We start from the raw sequence: 21,522 nt of genomic DNA, 5'->3' as shown, positions 1-21,522 counted from the left end.
ACATATGTATATGATCCTGACATGCATTTGCTTCTATTATTTCTACGCCTTTATACTCACAAAGCTTTCTTAATATTTTTCCTATATCAACCTTTATCTTTCCATATATAATCTGCCTTCTATACTTAGGTGCGAATACTATATGATATTTGCAATTCCATTTGCTGTGTGCTAAACTTTGTGTATCCATTTGGATAACCTCCTTTGTTCTCATTTCGGTTGGCGAACCTAATTTGAGTTTAACAAAGGGGGTTTCTTTTTTCTACTCATAGCTATAAGCTTTTTAGAACCACGGGCATAGCCCGTGGTATTCGTTACACAACAAAAAAATCCTTTGAAAAATTTCAAAGGATTTTTTATTAATCTCTTTTTTTTAATGCAGCTAAAAACACTTCTGCACTTCCTAGGTTAGTGGCTACTGGTACACAATGAACATCGCATACTCTAAGTAGTGCTGATATATCTGGTTCGTGTGGTTGAGATGTTAATGGGTCCCTTAAGAATATAACCAAATCTACTTTTCCTTCTGATATTCTTCCACCAATTTGTTGATCCCCACCTAATGGTCCTGATAAAAACTGTTTTACTTTAATTCCCACAATTTCACTTACAAGCCTTCCGGTTGTCCCAGTTCCCACGAGCTCATGTTCCTTAAAGACTTCTTTGTATCTTTTTACAAAATCAATCATATCATCTTTCTTTTTGTCATGAGCTATTAAAGCTATCCTCACTAAAATCCACCCCTACTTTTTAAAAGTTTATTTTTTTACGCCTCATCCCCACATTAAGAACAAGAGCTAAAGCCATGTAGTTTGTTAAAACAGCACTTCCTCCATAACTTATAAATGGAAGAGTTATTCCTGTTATAGGCATTAAACCTATTGTCATACCTATATTTTGTAATATGGAAAATATCCATGTTGATATAAAACCAGCACAAATCATACTACCAAATACATCCTTAGAACTGTTGCCTATATTTATTACTCTATATAGTATTATTCCATATAAAAGCAATAAAAATATTCCTCCAATAATGCCCCAATGTTCTCCAATAATCGCATATATAAAGTCTGTTTGACTTTCAGGAACAAACTGTGACACATAACTTCCCGTTGTAGGTCCTATTCCATATACTCCACCTGATCCTATACCTATCATTGATTGTTTTAATTGAAGTCCTATTCCTAGTTCATCTGCTCCTGGACTTATAAAAGATAATAGTCTCTTTTTCCAGTGAGGTTGCATAAGTGGTGAATTCCAAACAATAGCAACAAGGGTGATAATCGACATAAATCCACCAACTATTACCTTCATATCTAGTCCTGCCACAAAAAACATTCCTAGTACAATAAAGAAGCAAATCATAGTAAGACCCATATCTGGCTGTAATACTATTATAAGCATTGGTATTCCTGCATAAATAGCTAATATTAAAAAGTTTTTAACATCATTTATGTTACCATCCATATCATCTAACTTCTTAGCTACCATTAAAATTATAGCTAGCTTTGCAAATTCTGCTGGTTGTACAGAAAGTGGCCCAAATCTAAGCCATCCTCTTGCACCATTTACCACAACCCCAAAATATCTTGTAAAAATAAGCGATGCTACCGTGGCCCAATAAAACACAGGAACTGCATTTTTTATTAAACTATAATCTATAAGTATTAACACATAAACTACACCTAAACTTATTCCAATCCATGCTATTTGCCTTGTTATATTTGATATACCACTTGCAAGATATATGTTTAACATTCCAAATGCTAATATAATTATTGAAATTATTAAAATTCCAAAATCTAGTTCCTTTAATAATCTTGAATCTAATTTTAACTTTTTAAGCACTTTTCTCCCTCCACTCAATTTCATCTCATAGTATAAAATACATTAATTACATAAAACTTTACAAGGTATTAACTAACTGTGGAGAAAGCAATATCTCTTAATATTTTATTCTTCTGTTTTTCTTTTATCCTGTAGCCATCATTACTAATATCCAAACCTTTTAAGTTAAAAATAAGCATTTATAAACTCTTGGATAAGTTCTTATAATCTTTAGCTATAGTAATGTATTCATTTTAAGAATAATTCTATCTAAAATTAAGTATTACTTAATGTTTTTTATAGGAATATTAGCAATAAGTGCAGGTGTAGCTCCACTCTCTTCGCTACTTCTACTTATAGCTATTTCGACATCTTCATTATCTATGTCTACATACTTTGAAATTACCTCTAATACTTCACATCTTATCTTTTCTATAACCTCTGTAGGTATATCTCCTCTGTCATGAATCAATATAAGTTTTAGTCTATCTTTAGCAGTCTTTTTAGAACCATTTTTAGAGGTAATTCTCTTAAATAATTCCATAAGTAGATACCTCCTATTTTAATTTAAATAATTTTTTTAAAGAATTAAAAAATCCATCATTTTCACTTTCAAACTTCATAAGAGGGATTTCTTCCCCCAATATTCTTCTTGCTACATTTCTAAATGCTTCTCCACTTTTAGCCTTATCGTTTAAAACTACAGGTTCCCCTCTATTTGTAGAAATAGTTATATCTCTATCGTCAGGAACTACCCCAAGTAACTTTACTGATAAAATTTCAACTATATCCGAAATATCTAGCATTTCACCCTTTTGAGTCATGTCATAGTTTAACCTATTTATAACTAGTTGATGATTTTCTAAACCTTTAGCATCTAACTTTCCTATAACCCTATCTGCATCTCTTACAGATGTTACTTCAGGGTTAACTACAATTATAGCTCTATCAGCTCCTATAATTGCATTTTCAAACCCTTGCTCTATTCCTGCTGGACAATCTATTATAACATAATCAAAATCTTTTTTTAATTCTAATATAAGCGTCAACATTTGCTCAGGAGATATATCATTTTTATCTCTTGTTTGAGCTGTTGGTAATAAACATAAATCATTAAAACGTTTATCCTTTATAAGAGCCTGTTTTAATCTGCATCTATCCTCTAAAACATCTAACACCGTATACACAATTCTATTTTCAAGACCCATTAAAACATCTAAGTTTCTAAGCCCTGTATCTCCGTCCACAACAACCACTTTCTTACCTAAAGATGCAAGCGCAGTTCCTATATTAGCTGTAGTAGTAGTTTTTCCTACTCCGCCCTTACCTGAAGTTATAACAATAGACTCACCCATTTAATTCTTACCTCCACACTTCTAAATATATTTGTTAACTAAATATGGTTCAACAATAATAGCTCCATCCTTTACCTTAGCTACTTCTGGATAAAGAGGTTTTTCTCCATCATCTGGTGAAATAGTAAGCAAAGTTGCTATTTCAAGAATTTGAGGTTCTAAAGAAAATGCTGCTATTATGGATTTGTAATTACCACTACTCCCAGCATGTACATTTCCCTTCACTGCACCTAAAACTATTATATTACCACCAGCATAAACTTCTGCACCAGAATTAATATCCCCAATTATTACTATATTCCCTGGATAAGAAATGCACTGACCACTTCTTACTGTTTTTCTTATAAATTTCGTTCTTCCTTCATATATTCCATTAAAAGTTTTATTATCCTTTTCATCGCTATTTTCATAAATGCATTCTTTTATAAGAAATTCTTCAAATAATACATGCTCTAATCTTCTTTTATCTCTATGACTTAAATATTTTAAATCAGTAGTTATTTTAAGGCTACATCCTTTATAAAACTGTTTTCCCTTTGAAAGTTTATTTATTAAAGCATCAATTGCATCGTCAAGGTCTCTATATTGGTCTAGCCTAATAACTGCATTTAATCCTTCTTTGTTCCCCTTTATAATAATACCATCATTAATCATATAAAACCTCCATGCAGTAATAGCTTAACATATATTTCAACATATAATAAATAAAATCCTTCAAATTACTCCATAATTTTTTAAGAAGTTTTTACAAAAAAGGAGCTTGAGTAGTCAAGCTCCTTTTATTATTCTAATTTATAGTCATATTGTGGCTTATATCCAATTGCATCAAGTCTTTCTTTAAAGTATCTTTCATAGATAGCCTTTGCAACTGGAGCTGCTGATCCTCCATGACCACCGTCATATATAATAACAGATACTGCAATCTCTGGATTGTCTGCTGGGGCATAACCTACATAAACTGAATAAGATGTTCTACCTACTTCTTCTTGAACACCATCCTCTCTAAATGTAGCACTACCTGTTTTACCAGCTGTATTTATTGGAAAACCTTCCCCAAACGTTGCTCTTGCTGTACCATCTGAACTATCAACCTTTTCAAATCCTTCTTTTACTATATTTAGGTTCTCAGGTTTAACATCTAATTTTTCCAACACTTCTGGTTGTATTTCTTCAATAATATTACCTTCTGCATCGGTTATTTTGTCAACTAAGTGAGTCCTATACCTTGTTCCACCATTAGCAACTGTGGAAATATAGTTACTAAGTTGTAAAAGATTGAATTGATTGACACCCTGTCCTACGGCAGCATTTAAAACATTATATATACCAAAGGTATTTGCTCTTATGTCAAAAATTATATATGCTGCAAGATCATACGCCATGGCATCAGTTTGTTTTAAATATGCTTCTTTTTCTCCTTCTGATAACAGATTTATATATAGGTCTAATTTGGTTTTTAATTCCTTACTTAAATCTTCAACTTTAGGAGCTTTTTCTATTGTTATTGTATTAGAAACAGAGTCTTTAATCACTTGCTTTGCATTTGCAATCTCTTCACTATCAGAATCTTTTTTACCTATATCAATTGGAGTAAAGTTTCTTCTACCAAAACTACCAGCATTAAATTTATCTACCACATCAAAGAGTATTAGTCTTGATACAGCTTCTTTATTGCTTTCAAAGTTAAATACCTGACCATTAGTTGCTTCTTCAATTTCTATTCCAGTAGTAGAATGTTGTCCATCCGCTGGATTATATCCTAATCCAAATTTCCATGAATACTCTGCTAGTTTATCTAATCCATACTGTTTTCCCATCCTATAACCTGTTTCAAAGAAAAAGAAGTTTGAGGATTTAGCTAATGCATTTACAATATTTATAGGTCCATGAGCCACACCACCATCATTTTTTCCTTTAAAGTCTTTTATATCATCGTAAATGTTATATCTATTAGTATCATTGATTGTATCATTGACATTTATTACTCCAGTCTCTAATCCTGCCACGGCAGTAACTCCTTTATATGTTGAACCTGGAGGTACTATACCTTGAGTAGCATAATTAAAAAATGGCTTTGGATATATATCATAAGTATCTTTTCTAACAGTAACACCCTTTTGTTTCATATCCTCATCTATTGGGAATAAGTCATCAACTGTTTTATTAAGACCCATTTTTTTAATATAATCATTACCAAACTTCTCAAGATCTGGACTAAAATATTCTTTTATTTGATCATCATTTAATCTTCCAGGAACAGCAAATAAATTTGGATCAAAAGAAGGGTTTGATGCCATGGCAATTATTTTACCAGTTTTTATATCTTGGGCAATAACCGCTCCTCTTGTGGCATTTTTAGTATTAAGATCACCGCCACCTCTTTGTAATTCCTTCATTGTGTCATCCAATGCTCTTTCAGCTGCATATTGTACATCCTTATCAATAGTAAGCTGAACATTTTGTCCTGGATATGGATCTAATTTAAATAATTCTTCTGTTTTTCTACCATCTTTATTTACTTTTACAACAGTTCCACCTTTAGCTCCCTTAAGCCTATCTTCAAAAGCTGATTCTATACCTGATTTACCAATACTATCTACTGATACGTCATATCCTCTTTCTTCGTATTTATCCTTTTGAGAACTATTAATAGAACCTATATATCCGATTACTGATGATGCTAAATTATTGTATGGATATACTCTAGTAGGTTGAATACTTACATCTATTCCTGGCATTTCATTTAGTTTTTGAAGAAAAATAAATGCTGAATCTTTTTTTACGTTGCTTGCAAGAATTACTGGTTTGTATCCAGTGAACATTTGCATTTTTATTGTATCTCTAACAAGCATGTATTTTCTTATTTCTTCTAAACTATATTTTTCAAGAAGTTTTTCTTTTATTTCTGTACCACTCATAATTGATTTATTTGTTTTAGAATCTGTTACATCTTTTTTCTCTAACCCTATAAGCTTATACAATTCATAATCCTTAACTAACTTGTCAAAACATTCTTCTGGAGTAATCTTTAAAAGTTCATCATTAATTTGACTTTCTTGTTCTTCTGTAAGTTCTTCTACATCTTTAAATAATTTTCTCTTTATTTCCTCATGAAATCCTCTATCTCGCTTAAATCTAATTTCCATGTTTCTTTTCACATCTGGATCAGTGGAACTAAATTCGAATCTATAAGGATCTATTTTTAAACTAAAATCATCCCTTATTGTTTCTCCTGTTTCATCTAAAACTTTAAATAAATTTTCTAGAGTTGTAAATATGTCTTTTTTATTTTCGCTAGTTTCCATGTAAACTACGGCATAACTTTGTTCTGATTTAGCAAGGACCTCACCATTTTTGTCTAAAATCATTCCTCTTGGTGCTGCCTCGGCTATCTGCTTTGTTGACCTATTAGTAGCCATTTCCTTATAATCATCATAACTTACTACTTGAACATAAAATAATTTTAAAACCAATAAAGAAAATATAACTACCATTATGGCAAGCATTACCCTATATCTATCCCATTTTTTTTTCTTCTTCATATAATCACCCAAGCATTAAAAATTCCAATCCTTTTTCATGTAAGGTTTCTGACTTAACTTAAACACTCTTTTATACATTAAAATGGAGATAATTAAGTTATAAATACCCATTATGGCCACGGATTGTATATCTGTTCCTTGTTTACACATATATAATAGTGCAACTACAAATACTCCCTTTAATATACCCATAAAGAAATTGATAACTATGGGTATTAGAGATCTTTCCTTAAATAAATTCGTTCCTATTTTACATGCCAATATGCATAAAAGCATATTAGAAAGACAGTTTATTCCAAACCCTTTAAACATATAAAGATCTTGAAGCAAGCCTCCAATAAGAGCCACATATAAGGCATCCCACTCATCTGAAACTATTGAATAGCATATTATAAATGAAAATAGTATGCTTCCATATACTCCATTAAAAGATAAGAGTGGCATTATAGTGTTGTCAAGTATTGTAAAGCCTATGCACATTAATGCTAAAATTAACCTTCTCATAAAATCACCTAATTAATTATTTTATTTATTTTATTTATCTCTTATCTTTTATCTTTTGGTATTACAATAAACATTTCTTCTAGCTTATTAAAATCCACATATGGTTCTATAGTTGCAATTTTCATTACTTTACCTTTATCTTCATCTATGGAAACTACTTTTCCTATCTTTAAATCCTTAGGGTAAACTTTTCCTAGCCCTGAAGTTAAAATTACATCACCTTCCTTTACTTCCGAATCTATAGGAAGATGATATACTTTAGCAAGTAGTTTATTTTGAGAATTTTTATATCCTTTAACTACACCTGTTATTTCATTAGTACTTTGAACCTTTGCAGCAACAGATATATTTTCATTTGCTAAAGATTGAACTACAGACCAATTGTATGCTACAGATGTTATCTGACCAACTAATCCCTTTGATGTTATTACAACCATACCAACCTCAAGGCCATCCTTAGATCCTTTATCTATCTGGTATCCATCTAAAAAACTATTGCCAACTTTTCCAATAACATTAGTTCCCAAATAATCATAGTCACTAAACTGTTCTTTAAAATCGACCATATCTCTTAATTTTTCATTTTCTTCTTTTAATGAGTTATATTCTATTTCCATATTTTCATACTCATCATTCTTTCCTCTGAGTTCATCATTTTCTTTTTTTACTTTTGAAAAATTAAGAGCAAAATCTACTGATCCTTTTACACTATCACCTATTTTATAAAAAACTTTTTGTATCGGGTTTAATGCTGCTCCTGCTCCACTTTCTATAAAACTTTTGTTATCCCTCTTGACACTAAAAACAATTATACCTAAAAAGCTAACTGACAGTACTACTACAGTTACTGCCAGTTTGTTCTTGAAGAATTTCATAATTAGCCTCTTTGTTGTCTTGCTATACTATCAAAGTTATCTAGTGCTTTACCTGCACCAAGAGCAACACAATCAAGAGGAGACTCAGCTATATATACAGGCATATGTGTTTCATACTTTATAAGTTCATCAAGTCCTCTTAATAAAGCACCACCACCTGCAAGCATAATACCTTTATCCATTATATCAGCTGAAAGTTCTGGTGGAGTTTTTTCTAATGTAGTTTTTATAGCTTCTATAATTGATGCTACTGGTTCTTTTAGAGATTCTCTTATTTGTGTTTCACTAACCTCTATTATTTTAGGAAGTCCTGATATCAAATCTCTTCCTTTTATCTCCATTATTCTTTCTTCTTCACCTTCTATTTTAAATGCTGATCCTAACTCCATTTTAACAGCTTCTGATGTTCTTTCACCGATCATTAAGTTGTACTCTTTTTTTATGTAGCTAATGATTGCGTGGTCTAACTCATCACCGGCAACTCTTAAAGACTTAGAAGTAACTATTCCTCCTAAAGAAATTATAGCAACTTCTGTAGTACCGCCGCCCATATCAACTATCATGCTTCCTGTTGGCTCATCAACTGGAAGTCCTGCTCCTATTGCAGCAGCCATTGGTTCTTCCATAAGAACAACTTCTCTAGCCCCTGCAGTCTTTGTAGCTTCTAATATAGCTCTTTTCTCAACTTCTGTTACTCCAGATGGAAAACAAACTATAATTCTTGGACTTGCAAATGCTGATTTAGCAGTTATTTTTTCTATAAATTTCTTAAGCATTGTTTGTGTTATATCAAAATCTGCTATAACTCCGTCTTTCATTGGTCTTATAGCTACTATATTTCCTGGTGTTCTACCTATCATTAATTTCGCCTCTGCTCCAACTGCTAAAGGCTTCTTTGTGTTACTGTTTATTGCAACAACTGAAGGTTCTCTTAAAACGATCCCCTTTCCTTTTACATATACTAATGTGTTAGCTGTTCCTAAATCTATCCCCATATCCTTAGTTATACCGAATAGTCCCATTTATATATCTCCTTTCGTGTTCAAAGTAAACTTTTCTCTCTTAAGCTCAAATAATCTCCTGAACCTATTATTATATGGTCTATTAGCTCAATGCCAAATATTTTACCACATTCTTTTAATCTAATGGTTACATTTATGTCTTCTTTACTTGGTGTTACATCCCCTGAAGGATGATTGTGACATATTATAAAAGAAGCTCCATTTTTGGTTATAACCTCTTTAAAGATCTCCCTAGGGTGAACTATAGAGGAATTCAAACTTCCTTTAAAAACATTTTTATCACTAATAACAATGTTCTTAGTATTTAAAACCAAAATTTTTAGAACTTCCTGATCTAACATACTCATTTCATTTTTAACAAGATTAGCTACATCTTTAGGACAAGTAATCCTATTACTTTCCCCTGACTTAAAAGAATTAAATCTTTTAAAAAGCTCTATCATGGCCATAAGTTGAGTTGCCTTAGCATTTTTTATTCCCTTTAAAGATGTAAGATCTTTATAATTAAGTTTTAATAAAGAATTAAGTCCCTTATATTCTTTTAATATTCTATTGCTAAGCTCAACTACATTTTCATTTTTTGTTCCACTTCTAAGTATTATTGCAAGAAGCTCAGCATTGGACAAAGTATCAGCCCCATACTTTACAAGCTTCTCTCTAGGTCTTTCCTGTATAGGTAAATCTGTTATTTTTAGGTTTGTACTCATAAAATTCTCCTTAATATAACTATGATTTACCCCATCCCTCACATATGTATAAATTTAATTATTTAAAGTCTCTATCATATGTTTTAACTTATTTAAAGGAAGCCCTACTACGTTATAGTAACATCCTTGAATTTCCTCAACAAAAACTCCACCAAAACCTTGAATGCCATAAGAACCAGCCTTATCCATAGGTTCCTTTGTTTTTATATAATCTATTATTTCATTATCAGTAAGATTTGAAAATTTTATTTTAGTCTTTACATAATCACAATTCAAATCCTTAGTTTTTGAATTTAAAACAGTTATTCCTGAGTAAACTTCATGAATATTACCACTTAGTTCTTTTAGCATATTATATGCATCATTTTCATCTTTAGGTTTTAAAAGAACCTTTCCCTTAAATGCAACAATTGTGTCTGCTGCAATTATTAAAGAATCTTTTTTTACTTTGTTTGAAACATCTAAGGCTTTGCCCTTTGACAATTCTTCTACATATTTGCCAAAGTCACCATTAAAAGACACCTTGCTTTCATCAAAATCGCTTACTTTAATTGTAAACTCTTCAAAAAGTCTTTTTAGAAGTTCATGTCTTCTTTCTGATGCTGAAGCTAAAATTATTTCCAATTTATCACATCCTAGAATTTTTTCACAACAAATATTGCAAATATTATACCCAGCATTGACATTATGTTTAGTTTAAATGTTATACCTAGTGTAGTACTTACTATTCCTAAATCTAATGTTAGTGGTTCTGTAAATCCTATAGAATAAAATTCTTTTAAAAACGTTAAAGTTTGAATGTTATTCCCTAGGAGTTCTCCAAGTAGATTTCCTAAAATAGCAAAAAGAATTATCAATACCAATGATAACCCTGCCTTACCTTTAAGATCACGCACTTAAACCACCTCCACCGTATATAGTTTACCATTTAATATTTTAATAAACAAGTATATTTATCATTTTAAGAAAAATTTAATTAATCGTATTTAATTTGTCAAACTTTAATTTCTTTTAAGCTTTTCTGTGTTATTTTTTATGTTATTTTGTTGAAATTTTCTATTTAATTTCAAAATAAGAGAAGGGTAGTATTACTCCCTTCTCTTGATTTTTTTATTATTTAATTTTCTTTATTACTGAGAAAATCTTAGTATAATTATCACCTGAATTTTCTCTAGTTAAATTTTCTGGTAAACTCCCTATAAATTCTTTAGTCTCTTTAAACACTTCAAAATTTTTGCTATTTCCATCAACCTCCTTTAGTGTTTTTATCCATTCTTTTAAATCTTTAGTTTTAACAGACTGAACATCTTTTTCATCTAATTTATTTAGGAGTTTAAGGTTAGCTCTAATCATTTCTCCTATTTCTGCATCGCAAATATCTTTAACATTAAGTTCTAGTGATACCTTTGCCACGGAGTATCCCTCTCCCTTTAGAGTATCTAATATTTTTATACCATCATCGCCTTCATATATTCCTACTAATACCCTATACTTGCTGTTATCCTCTCCATAAAAAACATTATATGCCGATTTTAATTTAGTGCTTAACTCATCTGCATTATCTTTGTTAGCAAATACCCCACATTGAATTCCATAAAGTTTAAATTCAGTAGAAGATTTTTCTACTTTACTATTGTCATTATCATCATTCTTTTGATTTCCCTTCGTTATGTCTTCTGTTATAGGTTTAGGTGTTCTATCCCCACCCTCTATGTTCTCCTTTATAAAAACTCTATACATAAGAGTTCCTATTAAAAAGGCTGCAAAAACTATTAATATAAGTACAAAAAGAAATTTAAGTCCATCATTTTCTTTTTTCTTTTTGGGATTGTATCTTGTGTATTTCATTCTCAATCACTCCTCTAAATTAAATTAACTACTTATTTCATTTATATTAATAAATTTAATGTTTTAGAATAATAAATGCACAAAAAATAAGTGAAGATGCTTTAATCAGCACCTTCACTTTTACTTTGTTAAAATAAGCAAGTCTCTTGATGTATTTTCAAATGAAAAATAACTCTTTATTCTTCTTAATTGAGTAAATCCTTTATCTTTCCAAAATTGTCTTGAAATAAAATCATCATCTGAAATACCTATAAATATTTCACTAATTCCACTTTCATTTATATAGTCTATTAAGCATTCAAATATGTCATGCTTTATATTATCGTTAGAACAATTCTCCTCTAATATATAACAAGTTATAAATATTTTTTTTTCATCTTCAATTGTTCCTCTTAAGATTCCAACTATAGAACCATCTAGTCTTTCTATAGCTAAAAATATTTCTCCGTCCGTTATATAGTAAGATATAAAGCTACTCCATAAATCATTAACTTCAAATTTATTTTGATGTAACCATTTATTAACATTGCTAATATTATTTAAGTCAACACTTTTAACTCTAAAATCATTAACATTGAAATTAATATCAACCACACCATCACCTCTCATAAAAAATAAATTCTACATATTCACTTTAAATCCTTTTAAATAAAAATTTATTTTCCATGAAATTTTTACACAAAAAATTCTATTCTAATTATTCTTACCTGCTTTTTTAAATACAAACCCTGATACAGCCGTTGCTCCAATTATGAATATAAGAGGTAATAAAAATTTCGCTGACATAGGATCACGAAAATTTTCTCCTATTACAGAATAACAAAATGTTTCAGGCATGACCCCAATTACTGAGGCTGTTATAAAGTCAAAATACTTCATTTCACTAAGACCACATGCATAGCTTACTGGATCATATGGTAGCACTGGCGGAAGCCTTAATAATAATAGCACCTTAAATCCATTTTTATTCAAATTTTTATTTAGAGTAACTGCTTTTCCCTTAAGTATTTTATTTACAAAATCTTTTCCTAAAAATCTTGATAATACAAATGCAAAAGTTCCTGATATAAAGAAACCAGTAAGACTCATCATAAACCCATAAAAAGGTCCAAATAATATTCCTGCTGTTATAGACATTATAGTGGATGGTATAACCATAACCAATGGTTTCAATGCAAATATTAATAGAAAAGCTAAAACTGCATATTTTCCTCTTCTTTTAATAAATAATATCAAACAATCTAAGTCTCTAAATTGTTTAATTCCATTTCCTGATTTAAATATAAAAAACAACGCTATTATTATTCCAATAACAACAACTATTTTTCCTATAAATTTCCCCCTGCTTTTATCCATATACCAAAATCCTTTCCCCTTATTAAACATTTTTTATATTTATGTAAATTTTAAATCATCATTATTATGAAATTATATCTTATACATTGATAATATACAATATTCTATCTTAATACTTTATATGATGATTCAAACAACTTATACATTATAACAAAAACACTTCTTACTTATATATTATTATAGCTTTTTATGTTATTCAAAAACTTAATTCCAATTTTTTATTATTTAGCCACAATTAATGGGGTTTTATTCATAAAATAAGGTTTAAGTTATAAATAATATTTTATAACTTAAACCTTACTAAAAATTTTCTATATTTATTATTAGTTAGCACTATAAAAACATCTTTTAGGAGAACATATTTTCTCTTCTTTTTTTAATTCTTTTATAGCCTTATCAACATCTTTTTTATCTATTGATAACTTCTCTGCTATTTCTCCACCTTTTAAAGGTTCTGAACTTTCTTTTAATAAATTAAAAACTAAATCTTTAACTTCCATTGTATTTCCCTCCTATAATTTACATGTAATTATAATAATCTATTACTTAATTATAATAACACAATAATTAAAATCATTCAATAGTAATTATCTTTAAATTTTTATTCTTCTGTAGTGTTCATAGGATTTTCTTCATAGCTAGACCAATCACTCCAACTACCAACATAAAGCTTGCTATCTATTCCTACTTCATCCAATGCTAATATATTTACACATCCTGTTATTCCAGAACCACAATGAACTATTATCTCTTTGTATTCTTTTATATCATTAAATCTTTTTTTCAACTCTTTAACGTCCAGTATTAAACCATCTTTGAAATTTTCTTGCCAATCAAAACTTTTAGCTCCTGGTATATGTCCCGATTTGCTATCCACAGGTTCTATAAGGCCTAAATATCTTTCCTTTGATCTAGAATCTATAATTAAACTCTCACTATTTTTTAAGTTGTTTCTTACATGTTCCATACTGACTTCCATGTATTTTTGAATATTTAAATTTATTTTACCTTTACTCTTTACACATGTTTCCTCTGTGGTAACGTCATATCCCCTATTTTTCCAAAGTTTAATTCCACCACTTAAGATGTACACTTTATCAATACCTATATATTTCATCATCCACCAAAGTCTTGAAGCTCCTGCTAAATCTCCATCATCATATATAACTATATTAGACTTATTATTTACTCCTGAATTTTCAAGAAGATCTCTAAACTTTTCCATTTCAGGTAATGGATGTCTTCCTCCATGTTGTTGTTTTTCTCCAGCTAAATCATAATCTAAATTTATTAATATAGCATTTTTTATATGTCCATCTTTATATGATTTTAATCCATATCCTGCATCCATTAAATCAAATCTGCAATCAAAAATTATAGTATTATCTTTTCCAATATTATTATGTAACCATTCAGTTGAAACCAAATTTTTCATAAAATCACCCCATGTGCTTAAATTATTATTTATAAAATAATTATATATTATATAATTTCCAATAACAACAATATGAATTTACTGAATTTTTTTAAAAATGCACATAACAAAAAGGAGAGTTTTCACTCTCCTTTAATTAACTTTGTAAACTCCAAAATACCGTTGCCCTGATTTTGACACCTATCACGAAGATAGGGGGGTGCCCGCACAAACATTTCAATCTCTCTATGCCTAGCAGTGCTAGGAACTTATAAGAGTACACATCCACATTTAAATATTGAACTCCCATTTAAATACTGTAGGTTCAAAATAAGAGCTTGACGTATATCTCAGATAGTAAACAAATTGTCTGCTTTTTATGATTTAATTATATCACACTCTTTCATTTTTTCAATATATAATTTTAAAAACCTTATGAATTTATTATGAGCATATTATAAATTATTATTCTAGGAACTATTTGTAACTAATACCACTTTAAATGAATATATTATCATAAGAGTAATTTAGAGAGGTTCTGTGTATGACAAGGAGACAAGGTTTTTGTCTTAAATGGAGTCCTAATCTTGAGAAAATACTAAGGGAAAGTGAAGTTTTAGGACATGGTAATAATGGGATTGTATATTTATTACCTAATGGCAAAGTTATGAAAATCTTCGGAAAAAAATCTGTATGCGATGATGAGCATTATATATTAAAGAAAGTAAATAAAAAAAGCTCTCACTTTCCTAAAGTATATGAACGTGGGGATAACTATATGATACGCGATTATGTAGGTGGTTATCGTCTAGATAAATATTTACGAAAACATAATTTAAATAAAATTCTTTGTTTAAATCTAATTGAATTAATAAAAGAATTTGAAAAACTTGGATTTACAAAATTGGATACTCGTTGCAAGGATTTATATGTTCAGGATGATTTTACTCTTATGATTATTGATCCTAAACAGTGCTATACCAAACAAGTTTTAACTCCTGAACATCTTATGAAAGGTCTAGAAAAACGTAATCAATTAGATCTTTTCTTAGACTGCCTTAAAGAATATGATTGTAAATTATATAATAAATGGTATAAATCCTATATGAATTACTTACTACGTAGTATTGAGTAAAGCTAAACAAAAGCACTTAAACTTAATTGAATTTTTATTTATAAAACTACAGCAAGGCACATGGAAGAAAATAACAAGCCAAATATACTAGCATACTGACTTGTTATTTTTTTGAATGTGCCTAAATAAAGATAAATATTCTTTTTACTGTAGTTTTATTTTGTACTTATTTTTTATATTGTTATTATCTTATTGAAAAATACATAGTACTTATAATACAATGGGTGTAATAGTATTAATTACTAGGAGGTGTATACAATTGAAAAGGGCTAATCGCAGAAAAAAAAACCGTAAATATAAAGTTAGACGGATTGGTGTAAGTATATTTCTTGTTATAATTTTTATATTATTAGGTTATTCAACAGTTAAAGGGGTTTCTTACTTAAAATCTAAAAAAGAAGATAAAAATTCAGTTTCCTTAGAAAAAAACGAAATTGAAGAGCCAGCTACCCAAGAACCTTTAAAGAAAAACGAAAAAAAAGATATTCTTTTGACAGCAGCTGGGGACTGTACCCTTGGAACTGATACTAATTTCAGTACTGCTACAAGTCTTCCAACCATGTTTCAAAATCAAGGTAATGATTATTCTTATTTTTTTAAAAATGTAAACCATTTATTTAAAAATGATGATTACACTATTGTTAATCTTGAAACTACTTTTACAGATACCAAGGAAAAGGCAAATAAAGGTGATGGTACAGTTTTTCATTTTAAAGGGCCCAAAGATTTTGTAAATATACTAACCACTTCTAATATAGATGGTGTTACAGTTGCTAATAATCACATATATGATTATGGTGATAAAGGATTTAATGATACTATAAACGTACTTAAAGAATCAAATGTTGATTTTTGTGGAGAAGGATATAAATTCACTAAAGATTTGAAAGGTATTAAATTTGGATTTCTAGCATACCAAGCTTGGGAAGATACTGAAAAACTAAGATCTTCTATTAAACAAGATATAGATGATTTAAAAGCTGAAGGAGCTAAAATTATAATTCCTTATTTCCATTGGGGAATTGAAAAACAAACTACTCCATCAGAATATCAAGTAAATCTTGCACGATATACAATAGATAATGGTGCAGATTTAATTCTTGGATCTCATCCTCATGTTATGCAAAGCCTTGAAAATTACAAAGGAAAACTTATTACATACTCATTGGCAAATTTTAGTTTTGGAGGAAACTCTAATCCAAGTGACAAAAGAACATTTATTCTTCAATTAAATTTTAAATTTACTGACGATAATTTGGATGGGTATACTTTCAAGGTTATACCAGCATCTATTTCATCTATAGACTATAAAAATGACTATGCTCCAACACCAGTGGACGGAAGTAAAAAAGATTCTATATTAAAAACTTTAAATGATTTATCTCCTAGCTTAAAAGGAACTATTAAAGATGAATTTGTTGAACTAACCGACTAAACAGAGTATTGTAAAGCATAAAAAATCATTTTCGCAAAGTTATCCATAAATTTCATTGTAGTATAGTTTTCTACTTAAGAATAACCTGTTTAAGTTACAAATCAAGGTTTGTTTTTCTGGACATTGTGAATAAAACTATCATTAACTTACAACTAGCTTACACACCAAAAAGACACACTATTTTCATAGTGTGTCTTTTTGGTGCAGATGACGGGACTTGAACCCGTACGAGATTACTCTCGCCACCCCCTCAAGATGGTGCGTCTGCCATTCCGCCACATCTGCATATAAAATATTTGTATTTATCTGATGACTACCACCTTAATGAAGATTCATTCTATATCCTACAAATAATTAAGATATTTTTATTATATCAAGAGTTATTATAATGTCAAGACTATGATTTTTTATTTACTTCTTGAGTTTTATACATTTCTGTTTTTATATACATATTATTTCCTATATAGCATCTTATATGTTTAACTTAAAAAACTAATAGTATTTTAATATAATAACAAAATAGCTATGTTAATCACAGCTATTTTGTTATTTACATTTTATTGTTTATCTAGATTTTTGTAAAGCATCTTATAAATTTTATAATTCACTTCCACCTTTTTTATATATTTGTCTGTCTCTTTAAAGGGAATATACGTTAAAGTTTTACCATCTTCAGAATATCTGTCATCCTTTAACCATTTTTGAACATTCCCTCTTCCTCCATTATAAGCAGCTAAAGTTAATGTAATATCTCCATTAAATTCCTCTTTCAAATTATCTAAATACCAACAGCCCATGGCAATATTCACTTCCGGATTTTCCAACATTTCTGTAGAAAAATCCTTTATTTTCATTTTTTCTGCCACCCATTGAGCTGTTTCTTCTGTAAGTTGCATTAAACCAATTGCATTTTTATGAGATTTAACATTATGTTTAAATCCACTTTCTGTTTTTATAACTGCCGTTACAAGATATGGGTCTATATTGTATTCCTTAGAATACTTTACAACATAATCCTCATATTTAAATGGATATATAAACTTAGCTGCTTTGTACATTATACAAAAAGATACAAGCACTAATATGAAAGCTAAAATGTAGTTTTTTATATGTTTCATTTCTTATACCTCTGTGTGCTTATTTCTTTATACTAACTTTAAAACATTTGCAATTTCTAAAACCTGTTCTTTAGTATTTATAATATCACCACTATTGTCTATGATAAAATTAACCCATTCTGTCTTCTCTTCCAAAGGAAGCTGTGAATTAATTCTAAGTAATGATTGATCATGAGTTAATTTATCTCTTTCCATTACTCTAGATATTTGAGTATCTTTACCTACATAAACAAGAACATTGTAGTCCATTTCTTTATGTAAATTGTTTTCTATAAGTGTTGGTGCATCTAATATTACAAGTTTTTCACCTGAATTTTCATAGTAATCAAACCTATTAAATATTGCATTTTTTATATAAGGCAGTATAATCCCCTCATATTTTATTCTTTCCCTTGGATATTTAAAAATATAGTTACCAAACTCTCTTCTTTTGAAACCTTCATCTTCAAAAAAAGTTTCTCCAAACTCCTTTTTTACTGTATCTAATATTTCTGGATATATATTCAGCACTTCTCTCGCAACCAAATCTGCATCAATAATATTAAAACCAACTTCTCTAAACATTGCTGAAACAGTGCTTTTTCCTGAACCTATACCCCCAGTTAAACCCACTCTCAACATTATCTTCTTCTTACCTCCTATTTAGCTTCATACCAATTATTCCCTATATTCATATCTATTTCTAATGGAACATCTAAATTCATAACATTTTCCATTTGTGTTTTAACTATTTCCTCAACTTCTTTTAATTCATCTTTATACACATTAATAATAAGTTCATCATGAACTTGAAGTATAAGCTTACTCTTTAATTTTCTTGTTTGAAGTTCATTAAACACCTTTATCATTGCAAGTTTGATTATATCTGCAGCACTTCCTTGTATGGGAGTGTTCATAGCCAATCTTTCACCTAAGGACTTTACAATCTTATTACTTGCATTTATCTCAGGTATATATCTCCTTCTATTAACAATAGTTGTTACATACCCTTTTTCTTTTCCTTCTTCTACAATGTTTTTTAAATAATCTTTAACTTTTGGATATCTTTCAAAATATATATCCATATATTGTTTAGCTTCTTTTTTAGCTATTCCTAAATCTTTTGCTAATGAAAAATCACTTATTCCATATACAATACCAAAATTAACAGCCTTTGCTCTGCCTCTAAGTAAAGATGTAACTTCATCTATTGGTACTCCAAATACCTCTGATGCAGTTTTTGTGTGTATGTCACTGTGCTCCTTAAAAGCATTTATTAAATTTTCATCATCTGCTATATCTGCTAATACCCTAAGCTCTATTTGAGAATAGTCTGCTGAAAGTATTAATGACTCACTATTATCTGGAATAAATACCTTCCTTATTTCTCTTCCCATTTCATATTTTATAGGTATATTTTGAAGATTAGGTTCTGTACTTGAAAGTCTCCCTGTTGTTGTAACAGTTTGATTAAAGGATGAATGTATATTTCCATCTTCTTGAATAACATTTTTTAGTCCTTCAACGTAAGTAGAATATAATTTAGTAAGTTGTCTATAATAGGTTATTTTATCTATTATTGGATGTTTATCTGAAAGTTGTTCTAAAACCTCTGCATTAGTTGAATAACCTGTTTTTGTTTTCTTTATAACAGGTAAATCTAATTTTTCAAATAAAATCTTACCTAGTTGTTTTGGAGAATTTATATTAAACTCCTCTTCTGATAAATTAAAAATCTCTTCTTGTATATTCTTAATTTCATAAGTGAATTTTTCCCCAAGTTCGTTCAACTTATCTTTATCAACTTTAAATCCATAACCCTCCATATAGGATAATACCTTTGTAAGAGGCATTTCTATATTGTAAAATAAATCTTCCATGTTGTTTTCTTTGAGTTTTTCTTCAAAGTTTTCATATAAATTTTTTAAATAGAAAGTTTCCTTACATAAAAGGTCTAATCCTTCTCCACTACACTCTTTATATATATATTCATTAACTAATGTCTTTACATCATATTCTGATTTAGATGACTCTATAAGATATGCAGCTATTTTCACATCAAATATTACATTATCAAGATATATCCCTATTTTTCTTAATGCTGTGTAAGGTGTTTTTACATCAAAAAGTACTTTTTCAACATCTTTATTTTCTAAAATTTCCTTTAATATGCTAAGGTTATCTTTTTCTATTTTGTCCATATTAACAATATATATTTCATCTTTAACTCTTATACTTGCATATTGCAAACTTAAACTTGAGTATTTTGCATCATTATCTGTAATAAACTTAATATATATTTTTTCTTTTAAACATTTCTCTTTAAGTTGTAAAAATTCTTCTTTTTTTCCTATTAAAGAAAATTCTATATGGTCTACCTTCTCTTCAGTTGAATCTTTTGGCAACTTATCCATAAGAGATTTGAATTGCAATTTATAGAACATTTGTCTTAAACCTTCTATATTAAGTTTTTTATTAGATTTTATTTCATCTAAATCTATCTCCACAGGTACATTAATCATAATTGTTGCTAATTTTTTTGAAAATACAGCCTGCTCTCTGTATTCCATAAGATTTTCTTTTAATTTTTTACCCTTTATTTCATCAATATTATTTAGAACATTTTCCACACTTTTATAAGTTTGTATAAGCTTATATGCGGTTTTTTCTCCTATACCTGGAACTCCTGGTATGTTGTCTGATTTATCTCCCATAAGTCCCTTAACATCTATAAACTCTGTTGGTGTTACTCCCATTTCTTCTATTATTCTATTTTTATTATATATTTCTTTTTCAGTTATTCCTTTTTTAGTTATAACTACATTTATATTATCTGACGCTAGCTGAAGAGCATCTCTGTCTCCCGTTACTATATAAACTTCCATTCCATTTTTTTCAGCATGCTTTGCCAAAGTACCAATTAAATCATCAGCCTCAAACCCGTCTATTTCAAATATATTTATATCAAATAAATTCAGCATCTCTTTTACTAAAGGAAACTGCTGTGCAAGTTCTTCAGGCATTTTTTTCCTTCCTGCTTTGTAATCTCCATACTCTAAATGTCTAAATGTAGGTGCCCTTTTGTCAAATGTTGCTACAATAAAATCAGGTTTTATATCTTCCTTTATTTTAAACAACATACTTGCAAACCCAAATACTGCATTTGTATACTCTCCATCACTATTTGTAAGTAGTGGTAATGCATAAAAAGCTCTATTCATAAGACTATTACTATCTAAAATCACTAATTTTTCCATAAACTCCTCCATAAGCTCTAAATAAAATATTATAATTCTTCATTTGCTTTATATCCTCTTCTAAATTCTTGGCTTCCTACAAGAATTTTATTCTATAAAATTATTATTTTATACTTATATATAAAACTATTTTTCATAAAATTTA

23 protein-coding genes, 1 tRNA gene and 1 other RNA gene are annotated in these 21,522 nt (G+C 29.1%); 2 read left to right on the top strand and 23 right to left on the bottom strand.

All coding sequences use genetic code 11. From position 1 onward, the window contains the following. The 19 genes from tnpA to ssrS form a co-directional block, all read right to left on the bottom strand. A partial coding sequence (tnpA, locus tag BM119_RS14400) for an IS200/IS605 family transposase (protein ID WP_143087332.1) occupies positions 1 to 190 on the bottom strand: 190 nt, incomplete at its 3' end. A 169-nt stretch (positions 191 to 359) separates the two neighbouring features. Beyond that, positions 360 to 731, bottom strand: coding sequence for a methylglyoxal synthase (gene mgsA, locus BM119_RS14395; protein WP_090042440.1), 372 nt, complete (start codon positions 729 to 731; stop codon positions 360 to 362). A gap of 19 nt (positions 732 to 750) precedes the next feature. Beyond that, the gene (rodA, locus tag BM119_RS14390; protein ID WP_090042439.1) at positions 751 to 1,851 is read right to left on the bottom strand and encodes a rod shape-determining protein RodA; all 1,101 of its coding nucleotides are present in this window, start codon (positions 1,849 to 1,851) and stop codon (positions 751 to 753) included. A gap of 262 nt (positions 1,852 to 2,113) precedes the next feature. After that, entirely contained in the window at positions 2,114 to 2,374 is a 261-nt protein-coding gene (gene minE / locus BM119_RS14385; protein WP_090042438.1) for a cell division topological specificity factor MinE, read from the bottom strand. Between the two features lie 13 nt (positions 2,375 to 2,387). Further along, positions 2,388 to 3,185, bottom strand: coding sequence for a septum site-determining protein MinD (gene minD, locus BM119_RS14380; RefSeq protein WP_090042437.1), 798 nt, complete (start codon positions 3,183 to 3,185; stop codon positions 2,388 to 2,390). A 21-nt stretch (positions 3,186 to 3,206) separates the two neighbouring features. After that, positions 3,207 to 3,839: a septum site-determining protein MinC gene (gene minC, locus BM119_RS14375; RefSeq protein ID WP_090042436.1), complete on the bottom strand. Its 633-nt coding sequence runs from the start codon at positions 3,837 to 3,839 to the stop codon at positions 3,207 to 3,209. 128 nt (positions 3,840 to 3,967) lie between these two features. Continuing rightward, the gene (locus BM119_RS14370; protein WP_090042435.1) at positions 3,968 to 6,727 is read right to left on the bottom strand and encodes a peptidoglycan D,D-transpeptidase FtsI family protein; all 2,760 of its coding nucleotides are present in this window, start codon (positions 6,725 to 6,727) and stop codon (positions 3,968 to 3,970) included. A 15-nt stretch (positions 6,728 to 6,742) separates the two neighbouring features. After that, positions 6,743 to 7,231 carry a rod shape-determining protein MreD gene (gene mreD / locus BM119_RS14365; RefSeq protein ID WP_090042434.1) on the bottom strand — a complete coding sequence of 163 codons (489 nt, stop codon included), beginning with the start codon at positions 7,229 to 7,231 and terminating at the stop codon, positions 6,743 to 6,745. A gap of 41 nt (positions 7,232 to 7,272) precedes the next feature. Continuing rightward, positions 7,273 to 8,106: a rod shape-determining protein MreC gene (mreC, locus tag BM119_RS14360; RefSeq protein ID WP_090042433.1), complete on the bottom strand. Its 834-nt coding sequence runs from the start codon at positions 8,104 to 8,106 to the stop codon at positions 7,273 to 7,275. A 2-nt stretch (positions 8,107 to 8,108) separates the two neighbouring features. Then, positions 8,109 to 9,128 carry a rod shape-determining protein gene (locus BM119_RS14355; RefSeq protein ID WP_090042432.1) on the bottom strand — a complete coding sequence of 340 codons (1,020 nt, stop codon included), beginning with the start codon at positions 9,126 to 9,128 and terminating at the stop codon, positions 8,109 to 8,111. A gap of 20 nt (positions 9,129 to 9,148) precedes the next feature. After that, positions 9,149 to 9,835, bottom strand: a complete 687-nt coding sequence (gene radC / locus BM119_RS14350) for a RadC family protein (RefSeq protein WP_090042431.1) — start codon at positions 9,833 to 9,835, stop codon at positions 9,149 to 9,151. A gap of 54 nt (positions 9,836 to 9,889) precedes the next feature. Further along, positions 9,890 to 10,459 carry a Maf-like protein gene (locus BM119_RS14345; RefSeq protein ID WP_090042430.1) on the bottom strand — a complete coding sequence of 190 codons (570 nt, stop codon included), beginning with the start codon at positions 10,457 to 10,459 and terminating at the stop codon, positions 9,890 to 9,892. 11 nt (positions 10,460 to 10,470) lie between these two features. Next, on the bottom strand, positions 10,471 to 10,731 hold the full coding sequence (locus tag BM119_RS14340; protein WP_090042429.1) for a DUF4321 domain-containing protein: 261 nt from the start codon (positions 10,729 to 10,731) through the stop codon (positions 10,471 to 10,473). 217 nt (positions 10,732 to 10,948) lie between these two features. Further along, a complete protein-coding gene (locus BM119_RS14335; protein ID WP_090042428.1) occupies positions 10,949 to 11,683 on the bottom strand; it encodes an SPOR domain-containing protein in 735 nt (244 codons plus the stop codon). Positions 11,684 to 11,803: 120 nt separating this feature from the next. Beyond that, complete coding sequence (locus tag BM119_RS14330; RefSeq protein ID WP_090042427.1) at positions 11,804 to 12,292, bottom strand: GNAT family N-acetyltransferase; 489 nt, start codon at positions 12,290 to 12,292, stop codon at positions 11,804 to 11,806. Between the two features lie 84 nt (positions 12,293 to 12,376). Further along, the gene (locus BM119_RS14325; protein ID WP_090042426.1) at positions 12,377 to 13,039 is read right to left on the bottom strand and encodes a TVP38/TMEM64 family protein; all 663 of its coding nucleotides are present in this window, start codon (positions 13,037 to 13,039) and stop codon (positions 12,377 to 12,379) included. A gap of 323 nt (positions 13,040 to 13,362) precedes the next feature. Beyond that, on the bottom strand, positions 13,363 to 13,539 hold the full coding sequence (locus tag BM119_RS14320) for an HTH domain-containing protein (protein WP_090042425.1): 177 nt from the start codon (positions 13,537 to 13,539) through the stop codon (positions 13,363 to 13,365). Between the two features lie 101 nt (positions 13,540 to 13,640). Next, on the bottom strand, positions 13,641 to 14,474 hold the full coding sequence (locus tag BM119_RS14315; RefSeq protein ID WP_090042424.1) for a sulfurtransferase: 834 nt from the start codon (positions 14,472 to 14,474) through the stop codon (positions 13,641 to 13,643). A gap of 144 nt (positions 14,475 to 14,618) precedes the next feature. Then, positions 14,619 to 14,813, bottom strand: a non-coding RNA gene (ssrS, locus tag BM119_RS14310) — 6S RNA. 184 nt (positions 14,814 to 14,997) lie between these two features. Here ssrS and BM119_RS14305 point away from each other — a divergent pair. Both BM119_RS14305 and BM119_RS14300 read left to right on the top strand, forming a co-directional pair. Next, entirely contained in the window at positions 14,998 to 15,588 is a 591-nt protein-coding gene (locus tag BM119_RS14305; RefSeq protein ID WP_090042423.1) for a hypothetical protein, read from the top strand. Between the two features lie 220 nt (positions 15,589 to 15,808). Beyond that, positions 15,809 to 17,023, top strand: coding sequence for a CapA family protein (locus BM119_RS14300; RefSeq protein ID WP_090042422.1), 1,215 nt, complete (start codon positions 15,809 to 15,811; stop codon positions 17,021 to 17,023). A gap of 199 nt (positions 17,024 to 17,222) precedes the next feature. Here BM119_RS14300 and BM119_RS14295 read toward each other — a convergent pair. The 4 genes from BM119_RS14295 to polA all read right to left on the bottom strand — a co-directional run bounded on the left by BM119_RS14295 (position 17,223) and on the right by polA (position 21,377). Next, a tRNA-Leu gene (locus BM119_RS14295) sits at positions 17,223 to 17,308 on the bottom strand. Positions 17,309 to 17,580: 272 nt separating this feature from the next. Beyond that, entirely contained in the window at positions 17,581 to 18,141 is a 561-nt protein-coding gene (locus BM119_RS14290; protein WP_090042421.1) for a lytic transglycosylase domain-containing protein, read from the bottom strand. Between the two features lie 27 nt (positions 18,142 to 18,168). After that, positions 18,169 to 18,762 (bottom strand): dephospho-CoA kinase, encoded by a 594-nt coding sequence (gene coaE / locus BM119_RS14285; RefSeq protein ID WP_090042420.1) that lies wholly within the window; start codon positions 18,760 to 18,762, stop codon positions 18,169 to 18,171. Between the two features lie 17 nt (positions 18,763 to 18,779). After that, positions 18,780 to 21,377, bottom strand: coding sequence for a DNA polymerase I (gene polA / locus BM119_RS14280; RefSeq protein ID WP_090042419.1), 2,598 nt, complete (start codon positions 21,375 to 21,377; stop codon positions 18,780 to 18,782). Between the last annotated feature and the right edge of the window lie 145 nt (positions 21,378 to 21,522).

The organism is Clostridium frigidicarnis, assembly GCF_900111985.1.
Taxonomy (GTDB): Bacteria; Bacillota; Clostridia; order Clostridiales; family Clostridiaceae; genus Clostridium_Z; species Clostridium_Z frigidicarnis.
This window is presented reverse-complemented; position numbering and strand designations above follow the sequence as displayed.

Bases quoted from the DNA above. Each gene is read 5' to 3' on its own strand.
- BM119_RS14330 (WP_090042427.1), bottom strand. From the start codon at position 12,292: ATGAGAGGTGATGGTGTGGTTGATATTAATTTCAATGTTAATGATTTT.
- BM119_RS14335 (WP_090042428.1), bottom strand. From the start codon at position 11,683: ATGAAATACACAAGATACAATCCCAAAAAGAAAAAAGAAAATGATGGA.
- mreD (WP_090042434.1), bottom strand. From the start codon at position 7,231: ATGAGAAGGTTAATTTTAGCATTAATGTGCATAGGCTTTACAATACTT.
- minE (WP_090042438.1), bottom strand. From the start codon at position 2,374: ATGGAATTATTTAAGAGAATTACCTCTAAAAATGGTTCTAAAAAGACT.
- BM119_RS14305 (WP_090042423.1), top strand. From the start codon at position 14,998: ATGACAAGGAGACAAGGTTTTTGTCTTAAATGGAGTCCTAATCTTGAG.
- radC (WP_090042431.1), bottom strand. From the start codon at position 9,835: ATGAGTACAAACCTAAAAATAACAGATTTACCTATACAGGAAAGACCT.
- BM119_RS14300 (WP_090042422.1), top strand. From the start codon at position 15,809: ATGGGTGTAATAGTATTAATTACTAGGAGGTGTATACAATTGAAAAGG.
- BM119_RS14315 (WP_090042424.1), bottom strand. From the start codon at position 14,474: ATGAAAAATTTGGTTTCAACTGAATGGTTACATAATAATATTGGAAAA.
- BM119_RS14320 (WP_090042425.1), bottom strand. From the start codon at position 13,539: ATGGAAGTTAAAGATTTAGTTTTTAATTTATTAAAAGAAAGTTCAGAA.
- mreC (WP_090042433.1), bottom strand. From the start codon at position 8,106: ATGAAATTCTTCAAGAACAAACTGGCAGTAACTGTAGTAGTACTGTCA.
- BM119_RS14325 (WP_090042426.1), bottom strand. From the start codon at position 13,039: ATGGATAAAAGCAGGGGGAAATTTATAGGAAAAATAGTTGTTGTTATT.
- BM119_RS14370 (WP_090042435.1), bottom strand. From the start codon at position 6,727: ATGAAGAAGAAAAAAAAATGGGATAGATATAGGGTAATGCTTGCCATA.
- polA (WP_090042419.1), bottom strand. From the start codon at position 21,377: ATGGAAAAATTAGTGATTTTAGATAGTAATAGTCTTATGAATAGAGCT.
- minC (WP_090042436.1), bottom strand. From the start codon at position 3,839: ATGATTAATGATGGTATTATTATAAAGGGGAACAAAGAAGGATTAAAT.
- BM119_RS14290 (WP_090042421.1), bottom strand. From the start codon at position 18,141: ATGAAACATATAAAAAACTACATTTTAGCTTTCATATTAGTGCTTGTA.
- minD (WP_090042437.1), bottom strand. From the start codon at position 3,185: ATGGGTGAGTCTATTGTTATAACTTCAGGTAAGGGCGGAGTAGGAAAA.
- BM119_RS14355 (WP_090042432.1), bottom strand. From the start codon at position 9,128: ATGGGACTATTCGGTATAACTAAGGATATGGGGATAGATTTAGGAACA.
- coaE (WP_090042420.1), bottom strand. From the start codon at position 18,762: ATGTTGAGAGTGGGTTTAACTGGGGGTATAGGTTCAGGAAAAAGCACT.